The organism is Pseudomonas sp. B707 (assembly GCF_022496685.1).
Classification (GTDB): Bacteria; Pseudomonadota; Gammaproteobacteria; order Pseudomonadales; family Pseudomonadaceae; genus Aquipseudomonas; species Aquipseudomonas paraglycinae.
This window is the reverse complement of record NZ_WTVE01000019.1, coordinates 200,477-225,937: the sequence shown is the minus strand read 5'-3', so window position 1 is coordinate 225,937 and position 25,461 is coordinate 200,477. Positions and strand designations below refer to the sequence as shown.

24 protein-coding genes are annotated in these 25,461 nt (G+C 60.9%); 16 read left to right on the top strand and 8 right to left on the bottom strand.

Features of this window, described 5'->3' with window-relative positions; all coding sequences use genetic code 11:
- The first annotated feature begins 17 nt into the window (after nucleotides 1-17).
- A complete protein-coding gene (locus tag GQX66_RS09890) occupies nucleotides 18-1,328 on the top strand; it encodes an MFS transporter (protein WP_007950850.1) in 1,311 nt (436 codons plus the stop codon).
- Between the two features lie 60 nt (nucleotides 1,329-1,388).
- Nucleotides 1,389-2,192 carry an IclR family transcriptional regulator gene (locus GQX66_RS09885; RefSeq protein WP_007950852.1) on the top strand — a complete coding sequence of 268 codons (804 nt, stop codon included), beginning with the start codon at nucleotides 1,389-1,391 and terminating at the stop codon, nucleotides 2,190-2,192.
- Between the two features lie 4 nt (nucleotides 2,193-2,196).
- Here the strand turns inward: GQX66_RS09885 and GQX66_RS09880 are convergent, their stop codons facing one another.
- A complete protein-coding gene (locus GQX66_RS09880; protein WP_240868548.1) occupies nucleotides 2,197-3,249 on the bottom strand; it encodes an NAD(P)-dependent alcohol dehydrogenase in 1,053 nt (350 codons plus the stop codon).
- Between the two features lie 191 nt (nucleotides 3,250-3,440).
- On the opposite strand from GQX66_RS09880, the gene GQX66_RS09875 reads away from it, so the two are divergent.
- The gene (locus GQX66_RS09875) at nucleotides 3,441-4,331 is read left to right on the top strand and encodes an AraC family transcriptional regulator (protein ID WP_085745036.1); all 891 of its coding nucleotides are present in this window, start codon (nucleotides 3,441-3,443) and stop codon (nucleotides 4,329-4,331) included.
- 86 nt (nucleotides 4,332-4,417) lie between these two features.
- Here GQX66_RS09875 and GQX66_RS09870 read toward each other — a convergent pair whose 3' ends face one another.
- Nucleotides 4,418-6,082 (bottom strand): electron transfer flavoprotein-ubiquinone oxidoreductase, encoded by a 1,665-nt coding sequence (locus GQX66_RS09870; RefSeq protein WP_007950858.1) that lies wholly within the window; start codon nucleotides 6,080-6,082, stop codon nucleotides 4,418-4,420.
- A 525-nt stretch (nucleotides 6,083-6,607) separates the two neighbouring features.
- Between GQX66_RS09870 and GQX66_RS09865 the strand changes: the two genes are divergently transcribed.
- The 10 genes from GQX66_RS09865 (at nucleotide 6,608) to GQX66_RS09820 (ending at nucleotide 16,051) form a co-directional block, all read left to right on the top strand.
- On the top strand, nucleotides 6,608-7,357 hold the full coding sequence (locus tag GQX66_RS09865; RefSeq protein ID WP_003226982.1) for an electron transfer flavoprotein subunit beta/FixA family protein: 750 nt from the start codon (nucleotides 6,608-6,610) through the stop codon (nucleotides 7,355-7,357).
- A gap of 2 nt (nucleotides 7,358-7,359) precedes the next feature.
- On the top strand, nucleotides 7,360-8,289 hold the full coding sequence (locus GQX66_RS09860) for an FAD-binding protein (RefSeq protein ID WP_085647477.1): 930 nt from the start codon (nucleotides 7,360-7,362) through the stop codon (nucleotides 8,287-8,289).
- Nucleotides 8,290-8,369: 80 nt separating this feature from the next.
- A complete protein-coding gene (locus tag GQX66_RS09855; RefSeq protein WP_240868545.1) occupies nucleotides 8,370-9,206 on the top strand; it encodes a transporter substrate-binding domain-containing protein in 837 nt (278 codons plus the stop codon).
- Between the two features lie 9 nt (nucleotides 9,207-9,215).
- Nucleotides 9,216-9,572, top strand: a complete 357-nt coding sequence (locus GQX66_RS09850) for a DUF4398 domain-containing protein (RefSeq protein ID WP_173892743.1) — start codon at nucleotides 9,216-9,218, stop codon at nucleotides 9,570-9,572.
- Nucleotides 9,569-10,381 (top strand): OmpA family protein, encoded by an 813-nt coding sequence (locus GQX66_RS09845; RefSeq protein ID WP_085745033.1) that lies wholly within the window; start codon nucleotides 9,569-9,571, stop codon nucleotides 10,379-10,381. The genes GQX66_RS09850 and GQX66_RS09845 overlap by 4 nt, the downstream gene beginning before the upstream one ends.
- Nucleotides 10,382-10,582: 201 nt before the next feature.
- Nucleotides 10,583-12,022: a PLP-dependent aminotransferase family protein gene (locus GQX66_RS09840; RefSeq protein WP_007950868.1), complete on the top strand. Its 1,440-nt coding sequence runs from the start codon at nucleotides 10,583-10,585 to the stop codon at nucleotides 12,020-12,022.
- A 74-nt stretch (nucleotides 12,023-12,096) separates the two neighbouring features.
- On the top strand, nucleotides 12,097-12,576 hold the full coding sequence (locus GQX66_RS09835) for a translation initiation factor 2 (RefSeq protein WP_085745032.1): 480 nt from the start codon (nucleotides 12,097-12,099) through the stop codon (nucleotides 12,574-12,576).
- Between the two features lie 166 nt (nucleotides 12,577-12,742).
- Nucleotides 12,743-12,997, top strand: coding sequence for a YkgJ family cysteine cluster protein (locus tag GQX66_RS09830; RefSeq protein ID WP_085745031.1), 255 nt, complete (start codon nucleotides 12,743-12,745; stop codon nucleotides 12,995-12,997).
- A gap of 41 nt (nucleotides 12,998-13,038) precedes the next feature.
- A complete protein-coding gene (locus tag GQX66_RS09825; protein ID WP_007950871.1) occupies nucleotides 13,039-13,644 on the top strand; it encodes an START domain-containing protein in 606 nt (201 codons plus the stop codon).
- 313 nt (nucleotides 13,645-13,957) lie between these two features.
- Nucleotides 13,958-16,051 carry an LTA synthase family protein gene (locus GQX66_RS09820; protein ID WP_085745030.1) on the top strand — a complete coding sequence of 698 codons (2,094 nt, stop codon included), beginning with the start codon at nucleotides 13,958-13,960 and terminating at the stop codon, nucleotides 16,049-16,051.
- A gap of 59 nt (nucleotides 16,052-16,110) precedes the next feature.
- Here the strand turns inward: GQX66_RS09820 and GQX66_RS09815 are convergent, their stop codons facing one another.
- Entirely contained in the window at nucleotides 16,111-16,269 is a 159-nt protein-coding gene (locus GQX66_RS09815) for a DUF3309 family protein (RefSeq protein WP_169432680.1), read from the bottom strand.
- 256 nt (nucleotides 16,270-16,525) lie between these two features.
- Between GQX66_RS09815 and GQX66_RS09810 the strand changes: the two genes are divergently transcribed.
- The 3 genes from GQX66_RS09810 to csrA all read left to right on the top strand — a co-directional run bounded on the left by GQX66_RS09810 (nucleotide 16,526) and on the right by csrA (nucleotide 18,062).
- On the top strand, nucleotides 16,526-17,341 hold the full coding sequence (locus GQX66_RS09810) for an SDR family oxidoreductase (protein WP_085745029.1): 816 nt from the start codon (nucleotides 16,526-16,528) through the stop codon (nucleotides 17,339-17,341).
- Nucleotides 17,342-17,405: 64 nt separating this feature from the next.
- Nucleotides 17,406-17,738 carry a YnfA family protein gene (locus GQX66_RS09805; RefSeq protein WP_007950874.1) on the top strand — a complete coding sequence of 111 codons (333 nt, stop codon included), beginning with the start codon at nucleotides 17,406-17,408 and terminating at the stop codon, nucleotides 17,736-17,738.
- 138 nt (nucleotides 17,739-17,876) lie between these two features.
- The gene (csrA, locus tag GQX66_RS09800) at nucleotides 17,877-18,062 is read left to right on the top strand and encodes a carbon storage regulator CsrA (protein ID WP_039770603.1); all 186 of its coding nucleotides are present in this window, start codon (nucleotides 17,877-17,879) and stop codon (nucleotides 18,060-18,062) included.
- Nucleotides 18,063-18,068: 6 nt separating this feature from the next.
- Here the strand turns inward: csrA and GQX66_RS09795 are convergent, their stop codons facing one another.
- From GQX66_RS09795 to mnmC, 5 genes are all read right to left on the bottom strand, one after another.
- Nucleotides 18,069-18,296 (bottom strand): YheU family protein, encoded by a 228-nt coding sequence (locus tag GQX66_RS09795; RefSeq protein WP_003172962.1) that lies wholly within the window; start codon nucleotides 18,294-18,296, stop codon nucleotides 18,069-18,071.
- Between the two features lie 59 nt (nucleotides 18,297-18,355).
- Nucleotides 18,356-19,546: an osmoprotectant NAGGN system M42 family peptidase gene (locus GQX66_RS09790; protein WP_085745028.1), complete on the bottom strand. Its 1,191-nt coding sequence runs from the start codon at nucleotides 19,544-19,546 to the stop codon at nucleotides 18,356-18,358.
- Between the two features lie 61 nt (nucleotides 19,547-19,607).
- The gene (gene ngg / locus GQX66_RS09785) at nucleotides 19,608-21,353 is read right to left on the bottom strand and encodes an N-acetylglutaminylglutamine synthetase (protein WP_240868542.1); all 1,746 of its coding nucleotides are present in this window, start codon (nucleotides 21,351-21,353) and stop codon (nucleotides 19,608-19,610) included.
- Nucleotides 21,354-21,356: 3 nt separating this feature from the next.
- Nucleotides 21,357-23,129: an N-acetylglutaminylglutamine amidotransferase gene (locus tag GQX66_RS09780; protein ID WP_085745026.1), complete on the bottom strand. Its 1,773-nt coding sequence runs from the start codon at nucleotides 23,127-23,129 to the stop codon at nucleotides 21,357-21,359.
- A 262-nt stretch (nucleotides 23,130-23,391) separates the two neighbouring features.
- Nucleotides 23,392-25,374, bottom strand: a complete 1,983-nt coding sequence (gene mnmC / locus GQX66_RS09775) for a bifunctional tRNA (5-methylaminomethyl-2-thiouridine)(34)-methyltransferase MnmD/FAD-dependent 5-carboxymethylaminomethyl-2-thiouridine(34) oxidoreductase MnmC (protein ID WP_236189713.1) — start codon at nucleotides 25,372-25,374, stop codon at nucleotides 23,392-23,394.
- Nucleotides 25,375-25,461 lie beyond the last annotated feature (87 nt).

Here is a 25,461-nt window from a genome sequence, read left to right as displayed (position 1 = left end):
AAGAAGAGGCGCTCCCCATGCAACCGCAAACCCTCACCGGGCAAGCGACGTTAGTCACGCCCAGCCGCAAGCGATTTTTCATCATGGTGTTGCTGTTCATCACCGTGGTCATCAACTACCTCGACCGCAGCAACCTGTCGATTGCCGCCCCGGCGCTGACGACGGATCTGGGCATCGACCCGGTGCACGTCGGGCTGATCTTCTCGGCGTTCGGCTGGACCTACGCCGCCATGCAGATCCCCGGCGGCTGGCTGGTGGATCGGGTGCCGCCGCGCATCCTTTATAGCGTCGCACTGTTGCTGTGGTCGCTGGCCACGGTGATGCTCGGTTTCGCGGCCAGTTTCATCGCACTGTTCGTGCTGCGCATGGCGGTCGGTGCGCTGGAAGCACCGGCGTATCCGATCAACAGCCGTGTGGTGACGACCTGGTTCCCCGAGCGTGAACGGGCCACGGCCATCGGCTTCTATACCTCCGGGCAGTTTGTCGGGCTGGCGTTTCTGACCCCGGTGCTGGCGTGGCTGCAACATGAATTTGGCTGGCATATGGTGTTTGTCGTGACCGGCGCGGTGGGCATCGTGTGGGCGGCGATCTGGTACGCGGTGTATCGCGAACCGCGTGATTTCAAAGGCGCCAACGAAGCGGAAATCGACCTGATCCGCGAGGGCGGCGGGCTGGTGGATATCGCCGCCGAAACCGCCAAGGTGAAGGCGAAATTCAGCTGGACCGATCTCGGCATCGTCCTGAGCAAACGCAAGTTGTGGGGCATTTACCTCGGCCAGTTCTGCCTGAACTCGACGCTGTGGTTTTTCCTGACGTGGTTCCCGACCTATCTGGTGAAATATCGCGGTATGGACTTCATCAAGTCCGGCCTGCTGGCGTCGCTGCCGTTTCTCGCCGCGTTCATCGGCGTGCTGTGCTCCGGGTTCTTTTCTGACTTCCTGATTCGCCGTGGTTGCACCGTCGGGTTTGCGCGCAAGCTGCCGATCATTGGCGGGCTGCTGATTTCCACCTCGATCATCGGCGCCAACTTCGTCGAATCGACGCCGTTGGTGATTGCCTTCCTGGCCCTGGCGTTTTTCGGTAACGGCTTGGCATCGATCACCTGGTCGCTGGTCTCGACACTGGCGCCGGCGCGGTTGCTGGGCTTGACCGGCGGGGTGTTCAACTTCATCGGCAACCTGTCGGCGATTGCCACGCCGATTGTCATCGGCTTCCTGGCCAGTGGCGATTCGTTCGCGCCGGCGATCACCTACATCGCGGTTCTGGCATTGATCGGTGCTTTGTCCTACGTGCTGCTGGTGGGCAAGGTCGAGCGCATCGAGTTGTAGTCGGCTATGTCGGGCGACCATAATGCCGCCCGTTCCCTCGCTCAACGCTAAAGGCTGGATATGCAGGAAGACGCCCCAAAAACCGCCAAGGACGCCGCGCCAACCGGCACCCAGACCCTGCTTCGCGGGTTGGGTGTGGTGCAGGCCGTCGCCAGTGGCGCCCGCGATCTCAAAGAGATTGCCCGCCTGATCGGCACCACGCGCAGCACCACCCATCGTCTGGCCAGTTGTCTGGTGGACGAGCGCTACCTGCGGGTCGTGCCGCAAGTCGGTTATCTGCTGGGGCCGAAGCTGATCGAACTGGGTTTCCAGGCGCGCGAAGAATTGCCGCTGGTGACCCTGGCCGGGCCTTATCTGGACGAGTTGTCGGCGCTGACCGGCGACACCGTTCACCTGGGCATTCGTGAAGGCGACGAGGTGCTTTATTTGCTGAAGAATCCGGGGCGCAACGGCCCGGAAATGCGCTCGCGGGTCGGCCATCGCATGCCGCTGGCGCGGACCGGGATCGGCAAGGCGCTGATGCTGGATGACGCACCGCAGGACTGGCAGCGACTGTACGACATCAGTCTGCCGGCGGGTGGGAAAAGTCAGTTCTGGCCGCAGCATCCCCAGCAGTCGTGGGAGCAGCTGGAGCAACGGATGACCGAGTACGTGGCCGGTGGCTATGCGTTCGATCTGGAAGACAACGAGCCGTCGATCCGCTGCGTGGCGGCGCCGATCCGCGACGCGAGCAAGCGCATCGTCGCGGCCATCAGCATCGCCAGCACCGTGCCGTACATGCCGCTGGAAAAAATGGCCGAGCTGATTCCCCTGATCAAAGGGGTCACGGCCCGGCTCTCGGCGGAGCTTGGCTTGAAGGTCTGAGGAATCAGAGCTTCAGAGTCGCCATGTCGATGACGAAGCGATACTTCACGTCGCCGGCGATCATGCGGGCGTAGGCTTCGTTGATCTGGCGGATGTCGAGCATTTCGATGTCGCAGCTGATGTTGTGCTCGGCGCAGAAATCCAGCACTTCCTGGGTTTCGGCGACGCCACCGATCAACGAACCGGCCAATACACGACGACCCAACACCAGTTTCGCAGCGTGGACCGGCGGATCGATCGGTTCGATCAGGCCCACCAGAATGTGCACGCCGTCGAAGCGCAGGGTGTCGAGGTACGGGTTCAGATCGTGCTGCACCGGAATGGTGTCGAGCAGGAAGTCGAAACGACCGGCCGCGGCTTTCATCTGCTCTTCGTCGGTGGAGACGATCACATGATCTGCGCCCTGACGACGACCTTCCTCGGCCTTGCTTGCCGAACGGGTGAACAGCGTCACTTCAGCGCCCATGGCCTTGGCGAACTTGATGCCCATGTGGCCGAGGCCGCCCATGCCGAGAATCCCGACCTTGTCGCCGGCCTTTACACCGTAGTGTTTGAGCGGCGAGTAGGTGGTGATGCCGGCGCAGAGAATCGGTGCGGCAGCCGCCAGATCCAGCTTCTCGGGAATGCGCACCACGAAGTGTTCGCTGACCACAATGCTGTCCGAATAACCGCCCATGGTGTTGCTGCCATCGACCCGGTCCGGGGTGGCATAGGTCATGGTCGGGCCTTCGAGGCAGTATTGCTCGAGGTTCGACTGGCAGGCTTCGCAGGTGCGGCAGGAGTCGACCATGCAGCCGACACCGACCAGGTCGCCGACCTTGTGTTTGGTGACGTTCGCACCGACGGCGGTGACTTTTCCGACGATCTCGTGGCCGGGCATCAACGGGTAAACGGCGATGCCCCATTCGTTGCGCGCCTGGTGGATGTCGGAGTGGCAGACGCCGCAGTACAGGATCTCGATGGCGACGTCGTCGACCCGTGGGCTGCGGCGTTCGAATTTCATCGGGGCGAGGGGGGTGGTGGCCGTTTGAGCGGCATAGCCGATGGCGGTGTACATGTGAAACCTCGCAAAAGCAGTGACAGGTGAGGCGGCGCATTCTGGGCGCCGTCCAGTCGTCCGGCCATGGCGATTCCTCCGGGTGTCATGCCTAATCCTCCGGCATGCGGGGTTGATCGGTCGCATTGGCAAAAGGATCTGCGATGATGCTTTTATCCCTTTTTCCGTGATTTTTTCTAAAGAGCCACCCGATGCAATTGACCCGTCACCTTGATGCCAACGCCACCCTGGTTTCGCTGATCGAACCGCTGGCGCTGCGCGATGGTTACAGCCAGACCGGGCTGCCGGGCGTGCAGGTGTTGCGCGCCAGTTGCGACGTCGCCCGTGGCCCGCACATTTATGAACCAAGCCTGATGATCATCGCCCAGGGCAGCAAACTGGCGTATCTGGGGCCGCGCACCATGGAGTACGGCGCCGGGCATTACCTGATCCAGGCGTTGCCGGTGCCGTTCGAGTGCGAGACCTACGCGTTGCCGGACGCGCCGTTGCTGGGTGTGTCGGTGGCGATCGACCGGGTGCTGCTCGGTGAACTGGTGCTGGCCATGGGGCTGGCGCCGGGACGGAATATTCCGGCGCAGACACCGGAGTCGATGACGTCGGTGGTGCTCGACGATGACATGCGCGGTTGCGTCGAGCGCTTGTTGCGCTGTCTGCATGATCCGCTGGAATGCCAGATTCTCGGGCCGGCGCGGGTGCGGGAGTTGTTGTTCGTGGCGTTGCGCGGACCTCAGGCTGATGTGCTGCGGGCGCTGGTGGAGCAGCAGGGGCAGTTCGCCCGGGTGGCGGCTTCTATCAGCCATTTGCATTCGCACTACACCGAACCGTTGAATGTCGAGACGTTGGCCAGTTGCGCGAACATGAGCGTGTCGACCTTTCATGAGCATTTCAAACGCAGCACGTTGCTGTCGCCGGTGCAGTATCTGAAGCGTTTACGTTTGTTGAAGGCGCAGACGTTGCTGATCGCCGAGGGACTGGGAGTGGCGCAGGTGGCGCATCGGGTGGGGTATCAGAGCACGTCGCAGTTCAGTCGCGAGTACAAACGCTATTTCGAGCGCAGTCCGGGGGATGAGCGCGCTGCCTGAACTGCCACAAGTATTGATGTGATGCACTGAATCGCGGGCAACAAAAAGGCCCCCGTTTCGGGAGCCTTGATGTTCAGCAATTCGACTTACATGTTCGGGTAGGTCGGGCCGCCGGCGCCTTCCGGCGTCACCCAGGTGATGTTCTGCGAAGGATCCTTGATGTCACAGGTCTTGCAGTGCACGCAGTTCTGGGCGTTGATCTGGAAGCGCTTCTCGCCGTCTTCCTTGGTGATCACTTCATACACGCCGGCCGGGCAATAGCGCTGTGCCGGCTCGTCATACAGCGGCAGGTTCTTGCTCAGCGGGATGGTCGGGTCGGTCAGTTTCAGGTGGCACGGCTGTTCTTCTTCATGGTTGGTACCGGAGATGAACACGGAGCTCAGCTTGTCGAAGCTGATCTTGCCGTCGGGTTTCGGGTAGTCGATCTTCTTGCAGTCGGCCGCGAGCTTGAGGCAGGCGTAGTCCGGCTTGGTGTCGTGCAGGGTGAACGGCAGTTTGCCGCCGAAGATGTTCTGATCCAGCCAGTTGAAACCGCCGCCGACGATAGCGCCGAACTTGTGGATCGCCGGGCCGAAGTTGCGGCTGGCGAACAGTTCTTCGTAGAGCCAGCTCTTCTTGAACGCGTCGACGTAGGTGGTCAGCTCTTCGGTGCCGTCCTTTTCAGCGAACAGCGCGTCGGCCACGGACTCGGCGGCGAGCATGCCGGACTTCATCGCGGTGTGGCTGCCCTTGATCTTGGCGAAGTTCAGGGTGCCGAGATCGCAACCGATCAGCGCGCCGCCCTTGAAGACCATTTTCGGCAGCGAGTTCAGGCCACCCTTGCAGATTGCGCGAGCGCCGTAGCTGATGCGCTTGCCGCCTTCCAGATATTGCTTGAGCACCGGGTGATGCTTGAGGCGCTGGAATTCGTCGAACGGCGACAGGTAGGTGTTGCTGTAGGAAAGATCGACGATCAGACCGACCACCACCTGGTTGTTTTCCAGGTGATAGAGGAAGGAGCCGCCGGTGTTCTCGGTGCCCATGATGTCCATCGGCCAACCGGCGGTGTGCACCACCAGGCCTGGCTGGTGTTTGGCCGGGTCGATTTCCCAGATTTCCTTCAGGCCGATGCCGTAGTGCTGGGCGTCGGCATCGCTGTCGAGGTTGTAACGCTTGATCAGTTGCTTGCCGATGTGGCCACGGCAGCCTTCGGCGAACAGCGTGTACTTGCCACGCAGTTCCATGCCCGGGGTGTACAGGCCTTCTTTCGGATGGCCTTCGCGGTCGACGCCGAGGTCGCCGGTGATGATCCCGCGTACCACGCCGTTTTCATCGATCAGCGCTTCCTGAGCGGCGAAGCCCGGGTAGATTTCCACGCCCAGGTTTTCGGCCTGCTGAGCGAGCCAGCGGCACAGGTTGCCGAGGGAGATAATGTAGTTGCCTTCGTTGTGCATGGTCTTGGGCACAAAGAAGTCAGGAATTTTTTGCGCGCTTTCGGCGTTTTTCAGCACGAAGATGTCATCGCGGGTGACGGGCGTGTTCAGCGGGGCGCCGAGTTCTTTCCAGTCCGGGAACAGTTCGTTCAGAGCGCGCGGTTCGAACACGGCACCGGACAGGATGTGTGCGCCGACTTCGGAGCCTTTTTCGACCACGCAGACGCTGATTTCCTTACCGGCTTCGGCGGCCTTCTGCTTCAGACGGCAGGCGGCGGACAGGCCAGCGGGGCCGGCACCGACGATGACCACGTCGAATTCCATGTATTCGCGTTCCACAGGCTATCTCCTACTCAAGGCTCAACAGTTTTTTTTCTAATTTGGAGGTTCGGTGTCGTATCCGTTATTGCCTTTACGTTAACGTCAAGGCTAATAATGGGCAAACCACCTTTCTCTCTAGGCGGCGCATTATATCTACACCACTCTTAGCGTCCAATACAAACGTTTGTTTGAATCGGCTCCAGCCCAGAGAAATCAAAGAAGCGCGGCTTATGACAGGGCATTTTGGCGTATTGACCAGAATGGGCGTTCCGGTCAAGATACGGGCGGTTTTGCGCTCGCCGTAGGCTGAATGGTGGTTTCAAGAGCACCTCTAAAGACAGGGCGTAGGCGGTAACCGGTGATGCGCAGCGCAGGTTCGGCGCGCAGTTTACACACCGCGAAGCGGCATGACTCGTCGGTCACGACTGACGAACGGTCATCCCGCTCAGCCGGCGTTTTTAGAGGTGCCCTTGTGCCCGATGAGCATCAACCGCCAGGTTCGCCTAGGCGACTTTCTTTTCACCGGAGAGTAACGAGGAATCCATGAAGGTTCTTGTAGCTGTCAAACGCGTTGTGGATTACAACGTCAAGGTTCGCGTCAAGGCGGACAATTCCGGCGTAGACCTCGCCAACGTCAAGATGTCGATGAACCCGTTCTGCGAAATCGCAGTGGAAGAAGCCGTACGCCTGAAAGAAAAAGGCGTTGCGACTGAAATCGTCGTCGTCTCCATCGGCCCGTCCACCGCTCAGGAACAGCTGCGTACCGCACTGGCTCTGGGTGCCGACCGCGCCATCCTCGTCGAATCCGCTGAAGACCTGACTTCCCTGGCCGTGGCCAAGCTGCTCAAGGCCGTGGTCGACAAGGAACAGCCTCAGCTGGTGATCCTGGGCAAACAGGCCATCGACAGCGACAACAACCAGACCGGCCAGATGCTCGCTGCACTGAGCGGCTACGGTCAGGGCACTTTTGCCTCGAAAGTCGAAGTTTCCGGCGACAGCGTTGCCGTGACCCGCGAAATCGACGGCGGCGCGCAGACCGTTTCCCTGAAACTGCCAGCGATCGTCACCACCGACCTGCGTTTGAACGAGCCGCGCTACGCGTCCCTTCCAAACATCATGAAAGCCAAGAAGAAGCCTCTCGAAGTGCTGACTCCGGACGCTTTGGGCGTTTCCACCGCCTCCACCAACAAGACCCTGAAAGTCGAAGCGCCGGCTGCACGCAGCGCGGGCATCAAGGTCAAGTCGGTGGCTGAACTGGTCGAGAAACTGAAAAACGAAGCGAAGGTAATCTGATCATGACTATCTTGGTAATCGCCGAACACGACAACAAGGTGCTGGCTCCGGCCACCCTGAACACCGTGGCTGCCGCTGCCAAAATCGGCGGCGACATTCACGTTCTGGTTGCAGGCCAGGGCGCTGGCGCCGTGGCTGAAGCCGCCGCGAAAATCGCGGGTGTGAGCAAAGTCCTGAACGCTGACAATGCTGCCTACGCGCATCAGCTGCCGGAAAACGTTGCTCCGCTGGTAGCCGAACTGGGCGCTGGCTACAGCCACATCCTGGCTGCCGCTACTTCCAACGGCAAAAACATCCTGCCGCGCGTTGCCGCCCAGCTGGACGTTGACCAGATCTCCGAGATCATCTCGGTAGAAAGCGCTGACACCTTCAAGCGTCCGATCTACGCCGGTAACGCCATCGCTACCGTGCAATCGACCGCAGCGATCAAAGTGATCACCGTGCGTGCCACCGGTTTCGATCCGGTTGCCGCTGAAGGCGGTTCCGCTTCGGTTGAATCCGTTGCTGCTGCTCACAACGCCGGCACTTCCAGCTTCGTCAGCGAAGAGCTGGCCAAGTCCGATCGTCCTGAACTGACCGCTGCCAAGATCGTCGTTTCCGGCGGGCGCGGCATGCAGAACGGCGACAACTTCAAACACCTGTACGCTCTGGCCGACAAGCTGGGCGCTGCCGTTGGTGCTTCCCGCGCCGCGGTCGACGCAGGTTTCGTACCGAACGACATGCAGGTCGGTCAGACCGGCAAGATCGTTGCGCCACAGCTGTACATCGCCGTCGGTATCTCTGGCGCGATCCAACACCTGGCCGGTATGAAAGACTCCAAAGTGATCGTTGCGATCAACAAGGACGAAGAAGCGCCGATCTTCCAGGTGGCCGATTACGGCCTGGTGGCGGATCTGTTCGAAGCCGTACCTGAGTTGGAGAAGCTGGTCTAATCCGGCCGCTTCACTTATAAAGAGCCCGACCTTTTGGTCGGGCTTTTTTTTGTCTCGGATTTGAGTGGGAGCGTTTCGCCATGGATCTGCATCGTCGGTTGGACTGCTCGTGGTTACTGGGGCTGGCATTGTTGCCGGGCCTGTCGTTGGCGGCGGGCAAGTGCGAGCGGCTGGTCGTCACCGGCAGCCCGGATGCACCGCCGTATCTCTGGCAGGATCCGCAGAACCCCAAACAACTGATCGGTGCCAGTGCTGACCTGTTGCAACAGGTGGCGAAAGAGCTGGGGATCAAAGTCGATCTGCTGTACGCCGGCAAGCGTTCCCAGGCCCTCGACGAGGTGCGCAGCGGGCGCATGGACATGCTGGCTGACGCGTCGCTGACCTTCAACGAGCTGGAAAACCTCGACTACATTCACCCGCCGTTGCTGGAAAACGACTATCTAGTTTGGACCCGCAAGGGGTCGACTCTGGTCTACAGCGAAGCGAAGGATCTCCAGGACCATCAAGGAGGCTTGTCGGAAAAGTCTCGAATGACCCCGGCATTCGGCACTTTCGCCGAGCAGCAATTGACCCTGACCCGTACGGCAAACCTGACCCAGGCGTTTCAGAAACTTCTGCTGGGCGAGGTGGAATATGTACTCGCCGGTCGCTACTCGGGCATGGCAGCCGCGCAGGCACTGGGCATGGCCAATGATCTGCTGGCTTTTGAACAACCCATCGACCGCCCCGGTCTGTTCCTCGCGGTTTCGCACAACTCGGCCTGCAACGATCCGTGGTTGCGCGGACAGCTGGCCAAAAAGATGACAGAATTGCCCGCGTCCGGCCTGACGGAAGCCGCGCTGCAACGCAACATCGAGCGCTGGAAGGCGCAGCAGCAACAGCCGCCGCAACCACCTGTCAGCGCCCCAAAACAGTAGGGATTCTTAGTGAGTAATCGACTTCTTTTCGCGGCCATGGCCGTTCTGGCCCTGGCCGGTTGCGCCAGCGATCCGGCACCCAACGAACAAATGCGCCTGACCGAGCAGGCCCTTGAGCAAGCCAAAGCCGTGGGCGCCACCGCTGAAGACGTGCCGGAAATGAAACTGGCAGAAGACAAGTTCAACCGGGCCAAGGGCAGCATGGCCGGCGAATCGTACAAGAATGCGCGGATGCGCCTCGAACAGGCCGAACTCGACGCCCGTCTGGCGGAAGCCAAAGTGTTGACCCAGAAGAGCGAAGAGCAAGTGAATGTGCTCAACACCCGCATCGTCCGACTGCGCAAGCAACTGGGGGATGCCCAATGAGCCTGAAGTCCAAAACCCTCGGCGCTCTGATCCTCACCGGTTGCGCCAGCCTGTACGGCTGCGCCGGTCAGCACAGTGAATCCGCATTGCAGCAGGCCAGCACCGACTTCCAGAAGGTCAAGGAAGATTCCAACGTGCTGCGTATCGCGCCGAAAGACGTGATTCGCGCCGGTGAGTCCCTGGCCCGTGCCGATCGTCTGTCGACGTACTGGGGCAGCGGCTCGGACGTGGTGCATTACGCCTACCTGAGTCAGCGCTACAGCGAAATCGCCCGTGAGCACACCAATCAGGTGCTCAACGAAGAACGCGCAGCGAAACTGGAACTTGAACGCCAGCGCCTGCAACTGGCCCTGCGCGAGTCGAAACTGCTGAGCGTGCAACAGCAGGGCAAATGGCTGGAAGAGCAGATCGTTGCGCTGGCCACCACCCAGACCGACCGTGGCCTGGTGATGACCCTGGGTGACGTGCTGTTCGATACCGGCGAAGCCGAACTGAAAAATTCGGCCAACCGCGTGGTGCTGAAGATCGTGCAATTTCTGCAACTCAACCCGAAACGCGTCGTGCGCATCGAGGGCTACACCGATAGCACCGGCGGCAAGCAGGAAAATCTCAAGCTGTCCCGCGATCGCGCGCAGTCGGTAGCGGACGTGCTGACGGATCTGGGCATCGACGAAAAACGCATTCAGGTCGAAGGCTACGGCGACGAATACCCGGTGGACGCAAACGCTTCCGAGCGTGGGCGTGCGCAGAACCGTCGGGTGGAAATCGTGTTCTCCGACGAAAAAGGCCAGCTCGGCGCCACCCGCTGAGGGTGGCGTTACTGGAAAGCCCGGGCTGTCAGGCAGCGCCGGGCTTTTTTACGTCTGTCGATTACCTCACAAAGCAGTACAGATTTAACCGACACAGCACTGTATGGTTGACTAATATGGCAACTGTCCCAGTACACTTCCAAACTGTTCCGGTATTGTTTCACACAAGAATAAAACGCCCGTGAAATCGAGTGCTGCGTCATGACCAATCTCTTGCTCTACCAACGTATTGCTCAACAGCTGGCCGAAGATATCCGCCGTGGCGTCTATCAACCTGGCGAGCGCGTGCCTTCGGTGCGCAAGATGAGTTCGCAGCTCAACGTCAGCCATGCCACCGTATTGCAGGCTTACGCCAACCTCGAGGATCAGGGCCTGATCCGCGCGCGGCCGCAGTCCGGTTACTACGTGCACCAGACTCCCGCACTGACGGCGCCCACGCCGGACATCGCCCGGGTCGAACGGCCAGGCCTGGTCACCCGCAGCAGCATCATTCAGCAAGTGCTGGTCGAATCCCGTCGTGAAGGCGTGTTCCCGCTGGGTGCGGCGGTGCCGAGTGTCGATTACCTGCCGGTGCGCGCCCTGCATCAGCAACTGGCCAAAGTCACCCGGTTTCACAGCCCTCGGGCGTTCAGCTACATGTTCAGCCCGGGTTTCGAGCCGCTGCGCCGACAGGTGGCGATCCGCATGCGTGATGCAGGCGTTGTCGTCGACCCTTCGGAAGTGGTGATCACCCACGGTTGCGTCGACGCCTTGCAGATGTCGTTGCGGGTGCTGACTCGCCCCGGTGACCTGATCGCCGCCGAATCACCGACGTATTACGGGTTGCTGCAACTGGCTGACCTGCTGGGCCTGAAAGTCATCGAGATTCCCAGCGATCCTGCCACCGGCATGAGCCTCGAAGCCCTGCAACTGGCGGCCAACCAATGGTCGATCAAGGCGCTGGTGCTGACCACGCGTCTGAGCAATCCACTCGGCGGCACCATGCCGGAAGAACGGCAGAAGCAATTGCTGAGACTGGCCTCGGACTTCGATATCCAGATCGTCGAAGACGACATCTATGGCGAGTTGATGTTCGAACAGGGTCGCACAAAATCACTCAAAGCCTACGACCGGCTCGATCGGGTGATCTACTGCTCGAGTTTTTCCAAGACATTATCGCCCGGTGTGCGCATCGGCTGGATGATCGCCGGCAAGTACCAGCAGGAAATCCAGCGCTTGCAGACTTTCAGCACCCATTCGGCGTGCAGCGTCACGCAAATGGCCATCGCGGCGTACCTGGAAAACGGCGGCTATGACCGGCATTTAAGGTACATCCGCCAGGAATACCGAAAAAATCTCAGCGCATTCCAGCTGGCGGTTCAGCAGTATTTTCCGGAAGGCACTCAGATGACCCGGCCGACCGGTGGATTCATTCTATGGGTCAGTCTGCCAGGGCGGGTCAACACCCAGGAATTGCACGTGCGAGCGCTGCAACAGGGCATCAGCATTGCGCCAGGCCTGATCTTCAGCAACACCGAACAGTTCAACCACTGCATCCGGTTGAACTGCGGCATCCCGTGGAATCGCGAGGCGGAACGGGCGCTGATGACCCTCGGGATGCTGGCGACCCAGCTCTGCCAGGAGATGGCCGGCGGGTTTTGAAACATTGAGGGCGCTTGTCATGTGACGTCCAACAGGCGAGCATATGGCTATCTGCCGTTAGCTTCGTTGGGTTCATGAAAGCGAAATTTTCTGCCGCCTGGGTCGTGTTCTGCTTGCTGTTGATGGGTCATGTGCCCGGCGCTTTGGCGGCTGCGGCGCAGGAAAAGACGCCGGCCACCGCTACCGCGAAAAAACCGGTCACGGCCAAGAAAACCGTTCCAGCGAAAAAAACACCGCAGAAAAAGGCTGCTCCAGCCAAGAAGCGCGCACCGGTCGCTTCCAAGTCGAAGTCGGCAAAAGAAGTGGCCAAGACGCCGTTGCCGTCCGCGAAACTCGATTTGAGCCTGCCCAAAGATATGGTTCAGGAATTGAAACCACCTGGCTCCGTGACGCTGCCCAAACGCGAACCGATTCTGCCGCAAATGTTCGGTGACAAGAACAACGGGTTTCAGCTCAACGGCCGTCTGCTCAGCAACGAAATGCAGCTGCAACTGCGCAATGAGGAGCGTCGGGAAGTCGAAGGCGCGGCGCTGGATTTCGAGTTCAAGCAATAAATCGTCCCCATTGGTGACCCGCAGACCAGACGCTTTGTCGGAGACTGGTCAGTCACTTTCGTTTCTGCGTAAAAACGCCGGTTCAGGCAATTTAAAACAGCCGTTTAAGCGGTTACCCTGTTCCGCGTCCCTTTAACACATTGCCCGCTGCGAGGAATGCGTCGTCATGAAATGCCGTGAAGGCTGTGGCGCCTGCTGCATTGCCCCTTCCATCAGTTCGCCGATTCCAGGCATGCCCGATGGCAAACCTGCCGGTGAACGCTGCGTTCAGTTGTCGGTCGATAACCTGTGCAACATTTTCGGCCGACCGGAACGTCCAGCGGTCTGTTCAGGATTCAAGGCCGATCCCGAAGTCTGCGGCAGCAGCCAGGACGACGCGATCAGACTGCTCGGCTGGTGGGAGCAGATGACGGCGGCGTGATGTGTCAAACGAACGGAACTTCAACAATAAGGAATAAGACTATGGGTTCGCTGCATCGTATCGCTGTGTTGTGTGGTTTGACGGCCGTGCTGGCCACCTCGGCCGCCCAGGCTGAAGACTGGAAAGTCGCCAAGAACGAGGACGGCATCAAGGTCTCCCTGAGCGAAGTGCCGGGTTCGGACTACAAGTCTTATCAGGGCGTGACCGTGATGAAGACCACCATCGCCAAACTGCGCGCCTTGCAGGAAGACGTTTCCGGTGCCTGCGCCTGGATTCACGAATGCAAGACCCAGAAACTGCTCAAGCACGAAGGCGACCAGAGCTGGACCTACACTCAGTTCAACACGCCATGGCCGGTGACTCCGCGCGATTCGATTCTGCATGTCACCACTGTTGAAGGCGCCGATGGCAGCCTGACCCGTAATCTGGAAGGCGTGCCGAAGTACCTGCCTGAAGAAAAGGGCTTTGTGCGGGTTGCTCAAGTCAAAGGCTTCTGGAAGTTCGTACCAAAAGGCGACCAGGTTGAAGTGACCTATCAGGTTCACACCGAGCCGGGCGGCAGCGTGCCGTCGATGATCGCCAACAAGTTTGTGGTCGATGCACCGTTCAACACCCTCAAAGCCTTGAAAGAACGCGCCGAGAAGTAACTGTCGCGTTCATCTGTAAACGCCCCGAAGAACTCGGGGCGTTTTGTTTTCCGGGTTTATTGTGTTTCCAGATATGCGTTGGACGAAATTTTCACAAAGTCTCCAAGACAATTCGCCCGCGCTGTCTGCACCTGTCCCGGTGCGCCGTGCCTTGAATGAAAGCGTCCGGCAACGGGCACTAATCAATGGCAATGCCGCCGGTGATCGTGCAACATTTGCGCTCCGCGCAAGCCCCGGGGCCTGGAATGGCCAACAGAGGGCAGGGCGCAGCTGAATTTTTGCAACTTCAACTTCCAATGGGTCCTAAAACGACATGGCAAACCCGGACGCCCTGAGTCAGCAGCGATCTTCCAGTCGCCTGCTGCAACCGACCGTCAAATCGCATCTGGCCTACACGCTCCTGTGCGCGCTGGTCATGATGGTGATGTTTTCCGTGCTGCGCCTCGCGCTGCTGGTCTACAACCGCGAGATGATCCTCGACACCCCGGCCTCGACCTTCCTCGAAGCCTTCGCCAACGGCCTGCGCTTCGATGTGCGTCTGGTGGTGTACCTGTGCATTCCGCTGGTGCTGGCGCTGTTCAGTGCCCGGGCCATGGCGGCGCGCGGGTTCTTCCGTCTGTGGCTGACCGTTGCTTCGAGCATTGCACTGTTCCTCGGTCTGATGGAGATGGACTTCTATCGCGAGTTCCACCAGCGCCTCAACGGCCTGGTGTTCCAGTACGTGAAGGAAGACCCGAAAACCGTGATGAGCATGCTCTGGTACGGTTTCCCGGTGGTGCGTTATCTGCTGGCCTGGGCCGTGGGCACGCTGATCCTGACCCTGGCGTTCAAGGGCGCCGACCGTCTGACCCGTCCGCGTGGTCCGTTCAGCGGTGGCAACGTCGGCACCCGTCAAGTGGCGCCATGGTATGCGCGTCTGGTTGTCTTCGTAGTATGTCTGCTGGTCTGTGTGGTGGCCGCTCGTGGCACCCTGCGTCAAGGCCCGCCGCTGCGTTGGGGGGACGTGTATACCACCGAATCGAACTTCGCCAATCAGCTCGGCCTCAACGGCACGCTGTCGCTGATCGCGGCGGCCAAGGACCGGATGGGCGAGGATCGCGACAACATCTGGAAAGCCACGCTGCCGCAGGATCAGGCGCAGAAAGTGGTACGCGAGATGCTGGTGATGCCGGACGACAAACTGGTGGATGCCGATATCGCCGCCGTGCGTCGTGAGTACACGCCGCCTGCCGACAAGACCCTGCCGATCAAGAACGTCGTCGTGATCCTCATGGAAAGCATGGCCGGTCACTCGGTCGGTGCTCTGGGCGCGCCGGGCAACATCACGCCGTACCTCGACAAGCTGTCGAAGGAAGGCCTGCTGTTCGACCGCTTCTTCTCCAACGGCACCCATACCCACCAGGGCATGTTCGCCACCATGGCGTGCTTCCCGAACCTGCCGGGTTTCGAATACCTGATGCAGACCCCGGAAGGCAGCCACAAGCTGTCCGGCCTGCCGCAGTTGCTCAGCGCTCGTGACTATGACGATGTCTACGTCTACAACGGTGATTTTGCCTGGGATAACCAGTCCGGTTTCTTCAGCAACCAGGGCATGACCAACTTCGTCGGCCGCAACGACTTCGTGAACCCGGTGTTCTCCGATCCGACTTGGGGCGTGTCTGACCAGGACATGTTCGACCGCGGTCTGGTGGAGCTCAAGGCCCGGGAGAACGGCAAGCCGTTCTACGCGCTGCTGCAGACCCTGTCCAACCACACGCCGTACGCCTTGCCGACGCCGTTGCCGGTCGAGCGCGTGACGGATCGTGGCACGCTCAACGAGCACTTGACCGCCATGCGTTACGCGGACTGGGCGCTGGGCCAGTTCTTCGAGAAAGCCCGCAAGGAGCCGTACTTCAAGGAAACCCTGTTCGTCATCGTCGGCGACCACGGTTTCGGCAATGAGCGTCAGATCACCGAAATGGACCTGGGCCGCTTCAACGTGCCGATGCTGATGATCGCACCGGGCATCCAGGAAAAATTCGGTACCCGTGACCACACCGTGGGCACCCAGATCGACATCGTGCCGACCATCATGGGTCGCCTCGGTGGCGAAGTGCGCCATCAGTGCTGGGGCCGCGATCTGCTGAACCTGCCGCAGGGTGACACCGGTTTCGGTGTGATCAAGCCGTCGGGCAGCGAGCAGACCACCGCCATCGTCACCGCCGACCAGATCCTGGTGCTGCCGAAAGAGAAGGAAATGGCACCGAAGATCTATCAGTACGAGCTGGGTGCCAACCCGCACGCTGAAGTGGTACCGGATGCTCCGCGCACAGCCGAGCTGAAACTCAAGCTCGAAGCGTTCCTGCAAACGGCGACCAAGAGCCTGATGGACAACACCGCCGGTGTGATTAACGGCAAGCCGGACTGATCAGTCGGCACCATAAAAAAGAGGCCCTTGAAGGGCCTCTTTTTTTGTCGGTCAAACAGTCATATCCGACCGAGTAACAACAGCACCAACAGGACTACCAGCACTACGCCGATAATGCCCGATGGGCCATAACCCCAACTTCTGGAGTGCGGGAAGACCGGCAGACCACCGATCAGCAACAGGATCAGGATAATGATTAAAATTGTGCCCATGTCTATTTCCTTGTTGATAGTGTCTGTTAAGTCTTGGTGTTCAAGGGCGGCTGGAAGTTGAATTAAATCCAGCCGGCTTGTTAATTCCGACTGGTGCACATGAAAGAAAATTCAATGTTTTTTTAAGGTATTTGGCTCGCCTGCTTATTTCGTTTGTTGTTGCGGTTTGCCCTCGCCATTCAGCAATCTGATGGAGCGTGGGTCGCTGCGGATCCTTCGCTACACTCCGCGCATCTTCCCCGGAACAACAAGGCTGTCTGCTATGCAAAATCGCATGATGATCACTGGCGCGGGCTCAGGCCTGGGTCGCGAAATCGCGCTGCGCTGGGCGCGTGAAGGCTGGCAACTGGCCTTGTCCGACGTCAGCGAACCCGGTTTGCAAGAGACCCTGAAACTGGTTCGCGAGGCTGGCGGCGACGGCTTCATCCAGCGCTGCGACGTGCGCGATTACAGCCAGCTAACGGCGTTCGCCCAGGCCTGCGAAGTGAAACTTGGCGGCATCGACATCATCGTCAACAACGCCGGTGTGGCCTCGGGCGGTTTCTTCAGCGAACTGTCGCTGGAGGACTGGGACTGGCAGATCGCGATCAACCTGATGGGCGTGGTCAAGGGCTGCAAGGCGTTCCTGCCGCTGCTGGAACTGAGCAAGGGCAAGATCATCAACATCGCCTCGATGGCCGCGCTGATGCAGGGGCCGGCGATGAGCAACTACAACGTGGCGAAGGCCGGGGTAGTGGCGCTGTCGGAAAGTCTGTTGATCGAACTGGCCCAACAGGAAGTCGGGGTTCATGTGGTCTGCCCGTCATTCTTCCAGACCAATCTGCTGGATTCCTTCCGTGGCCCGACGCCGGCGATGAAAGCCCAGGTCGGCAAGTTGCTGGAAAGTTCGCCCATCACCGCCAGCGATATTGCCGACTACATCTACCAGCAAGTCGCGGCCGGCGAGTTCATGATCCTGCCTCACGAACAAGGGCGTATGGCCTGGGCGCTCAAACAGAAGAATCCGCAGCTGCTGTACAACGAAATGACCGCGATGGCCGAAAAGATGCGCGCCAAGGCCAAACAGAACAACGGCTGAACTTGCCCGGGGTTCGCCGCATCGTTAGGGTGGCCGCAACAGTCACCCTGACGAGATGTCTTGCATGCTCAACTACCTGTGGTTCTTCCTCGCCGCGCTGTTCGAAATCGCCGGCTGTTTCGCGTTCTGGATGTGGCTGCGCCAGGGCAAGAGCGCCTTGTGGGTGATCCCGGCGCTGATCAGCCTGACCCTGTTCGCGCTGCTGTTGACGCGCGTCGAAGCGACTTACGCCGGTCGCGCCTACGCCGCTTATGGCGGCATCTACATCATTGCTTCGATTGGCTGGCTGGCGGTGGTCGAGCGCATCCGCCCGTTGGGGTCTGACTGGATCGGTGTGGCTTTGTGTGTGATCGGGGCCAGTGTGATCCTGTTCGGACCACGGTTTTCCGCGAGCTGAATCTTGCAGCCTTGAAGGAAACGTCTGAAGGCTTGCGCGACCTGATGCGTAGGGAATGACTGAATTGCCCGGCGTGCATTGTAGGGCGGTCGAAACCCGCGCATCTTCGAGGCTCGCAAACCTTGAAGGACAACCCCCATGCTTGTACTCAGCCGTGTTGTCGGTGAACTGATTTCCATCGGCGACAACATCACTCTGCGCGTTCTGGCGGTCAACGGCTCCAGCGTGCGGTTCGGCGTCGAAGCGCCGGAGCAGATCGGCGTGCATCGCGCCGAGGTCTACGAACGGATCCAGCGCAAACAGGCCAGCGGCAAGGGCCGCTGACCGTTTTCAGTCGAACAGGTGCTTGGGCACGTCGTGCTTGAGCATCAACTGGCATTGCTCGCTTTCCGGATCGAAAACAATCAACGCCTGGCCTTTGGTCAGCGCCTGGCGAACCCGCAATACGCGGGTTTCCAGCGGCGTGTCGTCACCGTTGTCGGTACCGTCGCGGGTGACGAAATCCTCGATCAGGCGGGTGAGGGTGTCGACTTCGAGCGCGTCGTGGGGAATCAGCATGGGCACCTCGGCTAAATCAATGTCGGGATGCTACGGCGAATGATCGCCGAGGGCCAGACTCAACCGTCCGAGCGTTGCCCCACCAGGCTGTCCACCGACGGCACACGGGTGTCGCTCTCCATCTGCGTTTCGTGCTCGATTTGGTGACTGAAGCGATCCAGTGACCCGGTGGCCGGTTGCGCATCGCTGGCGAACACCGGTGGACTCAAAATGTACGCCCCCAGCAGGCGACTGAGCGCCGCCAGGCTGTCGATGTGTGTGCGTTCGTAGCCGTGGGTTGCGTCGCAGCCGAAGGCGAGCAGGGCGGTGCGGATGTCGTGACCGGCAGTGACCGCCGAATGGGCGTCGCTGAAGTAATAGCGGAACAGGTCGCGGCGCACCGGCAGTTCGTGCTCGCCGGCCAGACGCAACAGGTGCCGCGACAGGTGATAGTCGTACGGCCCGCCGGAATCCTGCATCGCCACGCTCACCGCGTGTTCGCTGGAGTGTTGGCCCGGCGCGACCGGGGCGATGTCGATGCCGACGAATTCGCTGACGTCCCACGGCAACGCTGCTGCTGCGCCGCTGCCGGTTTCCTCGGTGATGGTGAACAGCGGATGACAGTCGATCATCAGTTCCTGACCGCTGTCGACGATGGCTTTCAGTGCTGCCAGCAGCGCGGCGACACCGGCTTTGTCGTCCAGATGTCGGGCGCTGATGTGACCGCTTTCGGTGAACTCCGGCAGTGGGTCAAAGGCCACCACATCGCCGACGCTGATGCCCAGCGAATCGCAATCGGCGCGGGTCGCGCAGTAGGCGTCCAGACGCAGCTCGACGTGATCCCAGCTGATCGGCATCTCATCCACGGCCGTATTGAAGGCATGCCCGGACGCCATCAACGGCAACACGCTGCCGCGAATCACGCCGTTGTCGGTGAACAGGCTGACGCGACTGCCCTCGGCGAACCGGCTCGACCAGCAACCCACCGGCGCCAGGGTCAGACGCCCGTTGTCCTTCACCGCGCGCACGGCGGCGCCGATGGTGTCCAGGTGCGCCGAGACCGCACGGTCGGGGCTGTTTTTCTTGCCTTTAAGGGTGGCGCGGATCGTGCCGCGACGGGTCATCTCGAAGGGAATGCCGAGTTCTTCCAGACGCTCGGCGACGTAGCGCACGATGGTGTCGGTGAACCCGGTCGGGCTCGGGATGGCGAGCATTTCCAGCAGGACTTTCTGCAGGTAGTTCAGATCCGGTTCGGGAATTTGGGTGGTCATGGAGACTCCTGTTGCGGGGCGTCATTCGCGCGTTGAACGCGGGAATGACGCTGAAGAGAGATCAAACGGCCGGCTGACTGTGCGGAAACAGCAGATCGACAAACCGCTCCGCCGTCGGCTGCGGCTCATGGTTGGCGAGCCCTGCCCGTTCGTTGGCTTCGATGAACACGTACGTCGGTTGATCCGCCGCCGGCACCATCAGGTCGAGGCCGACCATCGGGATCTCCAGCGCCCGAGCCGCGCGCACGGCAGCCTCGGCCAGGGTCGGGTGCAGAATCGCCGTGACGTCTTCCAGCGTGCCGCCGGTATGCAGGTTCGCCGTGCGCCGCACGAACAGATGCTCACCGGCCGGCAGGATGCTGCTGTAGTCGTAACCGGCCGCATGCAGGGTTCGCTGGGTTTCGTGGTCCAGCGGGATTTTGCTTTCGCCGCTGGTGGCTGCTTGTCTGCGTCGGCTCTGCGCTTCAATCAACGCGCCGATGGAATGATGACCGTCGCCGACCACTTCCGCCGGCCTGCGGATCGCCGCTGCAACCACCTCGAAACCGATCACCAGAATCCGCAGGTCGAAGCCTTCGTGAAAGCTTTCCAGCAGCACGCAAGTGTCGAACTGCCTGGCCGCTTCGATGGCCTTCTGCACGTCCTCGATGGTCTGCAGATCCACCGCCACGCCTCGGCCCTGTTCGCCATCCAGCGGTTTGACCACCACTCGCTGGTGCTCATCGAGAAACGCCAGATTGTCGTCCGCATTCCCCGCCAACTGCTGCGACGGCACATTCAGTCCGGCGGCTTTCAATACTTTGTGGGTCAGGCTTTTGTCCTGGCACAGGTTCATGCTGATGGCGCTGGTCAGGTCGCTCAGGGATTCGCGGCAACGCACCCGGCGCCCACCATGACTGAGGGTGAACAGTCCGGCGTCGGCGTCATCCACCTGCACATCGATGCCGCGTCGATGGGCTTCCTCGACGATGATTCGCGCGTAAGGGTTGAACTGCGCCTCCGGCCCCGGACCGAGGAACAGCGGCTGGTTGATGCCGTTCTTGCGCTTGATGGCGAACGTCGGCAGGTTGCGAAAACCGAGTTTGGCGTAGAGATTTTTCGCCTGCCGGTTGTCATGCAGCACCGACAGATCGAGGTAGCTCAGACCGCGACTCATGAAATGCTCGATCAGATGGCGCACCAATACTTCACCGACACCGGGACGCGAGCACTGCGGGTCGACCGCCAGGCACCACAGGCTGCTGCCGTTTTCCGGGTCGTTGTAGGCCTTCTGGTGATTGAGGCCCATGACGCTGCCGATCACCGCGCCGCTGTCGTCGTCTTCCGCCAGCCAGTACACCGGGCCGCCCTGATGGTGCGGGGTGAGCAGGGTGGCATCGATCGGCAACATGCCCCGCGCCTGATACAGCTGATTGATCGCCTGCCAGTCCGCGTCACTTTGCGCACGGCGGATGCGGAAGCCGCGAAATACGCGGGTCGCCTGACGGTAATCGCTGAACCACAAGCGCAGGGTGTCGGACGGGTCGAGAAACAGTTGGGTCGGCTCGAGGCCGAGAATCTGCTGCGGTGCAGCAACGTACAACGCAATATCGCGCTCGCCCGGCTGTTCGTTGAGCAGTTCCCGGGCAAGGCTCGCCGGATCGGGAAAAGTGTGGCCGATCAGCAACCGGCCCCAGCCGCAATGCACCGCAATCGGCTCGGCGGCCGGCTCGCTGCCGTCCTCGGCCAGACGCGCCTGCAAGCGTTCGTAGGACGGTGTCTGACCGCGTAGTAGCCGTTGGCTGTAAGCCGTGGCGTGAGGTTTCATCGATCAGATTCCTTGTTCGCTGAGCCACAGGTTCAAAGCCGCCAGTTGCCACAGCTTGGAGCCGCGCAACGGGGTCAGCTGGCCTTGTGGATCGGTCAGCAGTTTGTCGAGCATGGCGGGGTTGAACAGGCCGCGATCCTGACTCGGATCGAGCAGCAGTTCGCGCACCCAGTTGAGGGTATCGCCCTGCAAGTGTTTGAGGCCGGGCACCGGGAAGTAACCTTTCTTGCGGTCGATCACTTCGCTCGGGATGACCAGTCGCGCGGCTTCTTTCAACACTTGCTTGCCGCCGTCCGGCAGTTTGAATTTGCCGGGAACACGGGCCGACAATTCCACCAGTCGATAGTCGAGAAACGGCGTACGCGCTTCCAGGCCCCAGGCCATGGTCATGTTGTCGACGCGTTTGACCGGGTCGTCCACCAGCATCACCGTGCTGTCCAGGCGCAGGGCCTTGTCGACCGCCGCATCGGCGCCCGGCTGTGCGAAATGTTCCTTCACGAAGTCACCGGCAGCGTCATTGGCGGTCAGCCATTTCGGCTGCACCGTGGCGGCGTAATCGTCGTAGCTGCGGTCGAAAAACGCCTCGCGATAGGCCGCATACGGATCGGCCGCGCCGTCGACTTGCGGGTACCAGTGATAACCGGCGAACAACTCGTCGGCGCCCTGGCCGCTCTGTACAACCTTGCAGTGCTTGGCCACTTCGCGGGACAGCAGATAGAAGGCGATGCAGTCGTGGCTCACCATCGGCTCGCTCATGGCGCGGAACGCGGCGGGCAGTTGTTCGATAATTTCCCTTTCGTCGATGCGCAATTGATGGTGCTGAGTGCCGTAGTGCTTGGCGATCAGATCGGAATACTGAAACTCGTCACCGCGTTCGCCACCGGCATCCTGGAAACCGATGGAAAAGGTCGAAAGGTTCTCTACGCCGACTTCGCGCAGCAGGCCGACGAGCATGCTCGAATCGACGCCGCCGGAAAGCAGTACGCCGACATCCACTGCCGCCCGTTGGCGGATTGCCACGGCTTCGCGGGTGCTGTCGAGCACGCGGTCGCGCCAGTCTTCCAGGGTCAGGTTTTTCTCGTCGTCGTGTGGGCCGTAGGGCAGGGTCCACCAGGTTTTCTGCTCGGTGCTGCCGTCCGCTTCAATGCGCATCCAGCTCGCTGGCGGCAGCTTTTCGATGCCGGCCAGCAAGGTGCGCGGCGCAGGCACCACGGCGTGGAAATTCAGGTAATGGTTGAGCGCCACCGGGTCGAGGATCGGGTTGATGTCACCGCCCTTGAGCAGCGCCGGCAGAGCCGAGGCAAAACGCAGGCGCTGGCCGGTGCGCGACAGGTACAGCGGCTTCACACCGAGACGGTCGCGGGCGATGAACAGGCGCTGGGCATCGCGCTCCCAGATGGCGAAGGCGAACATGCCGTTGAGTTTCGGCAGCAGCGCTTCGCCCCAGGCGTGGTAACCCTTGAGCAGCACTTCGGTGTCGCCACCGGAATAGAACGCGTAACCGAGCGCTTCGAGTTCGGCACGCAGTTCCGGGAAGTTGTAGATCGCGCCATTGAAGGCCAGGGACAGGCCCAGTTGGCTGTCGATCATCGGCTGCGCCGAGCCGTCCGACAGGTCCATGATTTTCAGGCGTCGATGGCCCAGGGCAATCGGCCCCTGGGCATGGAAGCCCCACGCGTCGGGGCCGCGAGGGGCCAAGTGATGGGTGATTCGCTCAATGGCTGCAAGGTCTGCAGGTTGTTGATCAAAACGTAACTCGCCAGCTAATCCGCACATAAAGTCCTTACCGGTTTTTCCGTTGGGGAGGGGCAATCGGGACCCGCCAAAAAGGGTGGGTACTCAGAGACTGACCCCGGCGCGGACGTCGGAGTTTTAGAACAATGAGTTATAAGGCGCGATGTGCCGACCGATGGCAGGCAAGGGAGCGAGGCGCAGAAGGGAGGAGTTGGAGGGTGTTGTGCTGCTTGGGTATGGCTGCTCGAACAGCGGTCAGTCATCACGGGATTTGCCGAACCTGCAGAGTGCAGGCCGGCCTCCCTCAGGCCTTCCCGCGAATCAGTTCACGCAAGGCAAAACGGTTGGGATGACACGCCTCGGCCACCGCTCTTGGCAGCGGCAGCGGTTCATTGTCCAGCCACGCGGCCAGCAACTCGCCAGACAGTGGTGCAGTGATCAACCCGCGTGAGCCGTGGCCACTGTTGACGTACAGACCGTCCAGCCACGGGCACGGAGTGTCCGGCACTTGCCGGGCATCCTTGCTCAAGGCGCGATAGGCCGCGGTGAAGGCCTCGCGATCGGCGAGCGGGCCGACAATCGGCAGGTAGTCGGGGCTGGTGCAGCGGAAGGCGGCGCGGCCCTCAAGGCTGTCCGCGTCGAGTTCGCTGATGTGCAGGCGTGCGACCAGATCGGTGGAGATATCTTCGAGCATCGCCAGATTGCCCAGGTGTTCGGCGGTGGTCGGGGTCAGGTCGTCGTTATTGAAATCGAAGCTGGCGCCGAGGGTGTGTTCGCCAAAGCGTGCCGGTGCTACGTAACCTTCGGCGCAGACCACCGTGCTCAGCGCCTGACTTTGTGTGGTCTGCGCCAAGCAAGTGATCTGCCCGCGAATGCGCTTGAGGGGCAGGTCGGCGCTCTGGGCAAAACGCTTGATTTCGGCAGCACCCGCCAGCACCACGACGGGGGCTGTTGCGATCAATCGTTCACCGTCGAAGGCCTGCCACTGACCGTCAAGCTTGCGCAGCTCAATGGCTTCCTGATGGGTGAGCAGCGTGACGCCCGGTTGTGCGGCTTGCGCCTGACACAATGCGGGCGGATGCACCCAGCCGCCTTCGGGATAATACAAACCGCCATGGGCCAGACCGATCCCGGCGCGGGCCTGAGCGTCGGGTTGATCGAGCCATTGCAGAAGGTCTTCGGGAAACGCCGCCGCCAGTTGCGCCTGACGCTCGCGTTCCTTTTCATTGAACGCCAGTTGCAGCACGCCGCAGTCATCCCAGTCGGTACCGCGTTGCAGGGTTTCCAGCAGGCGACGGGTGTAGCCGAAACCGCTGACAATCAACTGCGACAGTGCGGTGCCGTGGGCGGACAGTTTCAGATACAGAACGCCTTGCGGGTTACCCGAAGCTTCCTGGGCCACCGCGTCATGCCGTTCCAGCAGACTGACCTGCCAGCCCCGTGCTGCAAGGCTGGCTGCCGTGGCACAACCGGCCAGACCGGCGCCGATCACCAGGGCTCGACGGTCACCTGTCAACGCTGTTGGGCGGGCGAACCACGGTTTTGCCGCCGCAGGTGGCGCAACACCCTCGGGCCAGCCGAGAAATTCGCCGCGCAGGATTTCCCATTTGTGGCCGATGCCCGGCGTGCGTTTCATCTTGAAGCCGGCGGCGTTGAGCAAGCGCCGCACCCAACCGGTGCTGGTAAACGTGCTGATGGTCGAGCCCGGCGCCGCCAATCGCGCTAGTTCGGCGAACAGTTCGGCGGTCCACATTTCCGGGTTTTTCGCCGGGGCGAAACCGTCGAGAAACCAGGCGTCGATCTGGCCATCCAGTTGCGGCAACTGCTCCAGTGCATCGCCAATCAACAGCGTCAGGGTCACACGACCGTTATCCAGAACAATGCGCTGGAAACCTTGATGAATTGCCACGTAATGCTTGAGCAACTGATCGGAGAATGGCTTCAGGTCAGGCCACAACGCCAGCGCCCGTTGCAGGTCGGCAGGGCTCAACGGAAACTTTTCGACGCTGACAAAATGCAGCCGCGCACCGGCCACCGCATGCTGTTCGAACAACTGCCAGGCGCAGAGAAAATTCAGCCCGGTACCGAAGCCGGTTTCACCGATCACCAGTCGCCCACCCGCCGACAGCGCGGCAAAACGCTCGGCCAGACGGTTCTGTTCAAGGAACACGTAGCGGGTTTCATCGAGCCCCGACTGGTCGGAAAAATACACATCGTCGAACACTCGCGAACGCGGGCGTCCCTGGTCATCCCAGTCGAGTTGGGCGTGGGGCATTACAGGTTTCATGGCAGGCTCGGCAACGACAAGGCGGCCATTCTAGCCGATCACGCAGGCGGCGCTTGATCCATGGCAAGCCTTGCTGACGATCCCTCA

Excerpts from the sequence above, each read along its gene's own strand:
- GQX66_RS09890 (WP_007950850.1), top strand. The coding sequence starts at position 18 with ATGCAACCGCAAACCCTCACCGGGCAAGCGACGTTAGTCACGCCCAGC.
- GQX66_RS09885 (WP_007950852.1), top strand. The coding sequence starts at position 1,389 with ATGCAGGAAGACGCCCCAAAAACCGCCAAGGACGCCGCGCCAACCGGC.
- GQX66_RS09880 (WP_240868548.1), bottom strand. The coding sequence starts at position 3,249 with ATGTACACCGCCATCGGCTATGCCGCTCAAACGGCCACCACCCCCCTC.
- GQX66_RS09875 (WP_085745036.1), top strand. The coding sequence starts at position 3,441 with ATGCAATTGACCCGTCACCTTGATGCCAACGCCACCCTGGTTTCGCTG.
- GQX66_RS09865 (WP_003226982.1), top strand. The coding sequence starts at position 6,608 with ATGAAGGTTCTTGTAGCTGTCAAACGCGTTGTGGATTACAACGTCAAG.
- GQX66_RS09860 (WP_085647477.1), top strand. The coding sequence starts at position 7,360 with ATGACTATCTTGGTAATCGCCGAACACGACAACAAGGTGCTGGCTCCG.
- GQX66_RS09855 (WP_240868545.1), top strand. The coding sequence starts at position 8,370 with ATGGATCTGCATCGTCGGTTGGACTGCTCGTGGTTACTGGGGCTGGCA.
- GQX66_RS09845 (WP_085745033.1), top strand. The coding sequence starts at position 9,569 with ATGAGCCTGAAGTCCAAAACCCTCGGCGCTCTGATCCTCACCGGTTGC.
- GQX66_RS09840 (WP_007950868.1), top strand. The coding sequence starts at position 10,583 with ATGACCAATCTCTTGCTCTACCAACGTATTGCTCAACAGCTGGCCGAA.
- GQX66_RS09835 (WP_085745032.1), top strand. The coding sequence starts at position 12,097 with ATGAAAGCGAAATTTTCTGCCGCCTGGGTCGTGTTCTGCTTGCTGTTG.
- GQX66_RS09830 (WP_085745031.1), top strand. The coding sequence starts at position 12,743 with ATGAAATGCCGTGAAGGCTGTGGCGCCTGCTGCATTGCCCCTTCCATC.
- GQX66_RS09825 (WP_007950871.1), top strand. The coding sequence starts at position 13,039 with ATGGGTTCGCTGCATCGTATCGCTGTGTTGTGTGGTTTGACGGCCGTG.
- GQX66_RS09820 (WP_085745030.1), top strand. The coding sequence starts at position 13,958 with ATGGCAAACCCGGACGCCCTGAGTCAGCAGCGATCTTCCAGTCGCCTG.
- GQX66_RS09810 (WP_085745029.1), top strand. The coding sequence starts at position 16,526 with ATGCAAAATCGCATGATGATCACTGGCGCGGGCTCAGGCCTGGGTCGC.
- GQX66_RS09805 (WP_007950874.1), top strand. The coding sequence starts at position 17,406 with ATGCTCAACTACCTGTGGTTCTTCCTCGCCGCGCTGTTCGAAATCGCC.
- csrA (WP_039770603.1), top strand. The coding sequence starts at position 17,877 with ATGCTTGTACTCAGCCGTGTTGTCGGTGAACTGATTTCCATCGGCGAC.
- GQX66_RS09795 (WP_003172962.1), bottom strand. The coding sequence starts at position 18,296 with ATGCTGATTCCCCACGACGCGCTCGAAGTCGACACCCTCACCCGCCTG.
- GQX66_RS09790 (WP_085745028.1), bottom strand. The coding sequence starts at position 19,546 with ATGACCACCCAAATTCCCGAACCGGATCTGAACTACCTGCAGAAAGTC.
- ngg (WP_240868542.1), bottom strand. The coding sequence starts at position 21,353 with ATGAAACCTCACGCCACGGCTTACAGCCAACGGCTACTACGCGGTCAG.
- GQX66_RS09780 (WP_085745026.1), bottom strand. The coding sequence starts at position 23,129 with ATGTGCGGATTAGCTGGCGAGTTACGTTTTGATCAACAACCTGCAGAC.
- mnmC (WP_236189713.1), bottom strand. The coding sequence starts at position 25,374 with ATGAAACCTGTAATGCCCCACGCCCAACTCGACTGGGATGACCAGGGA.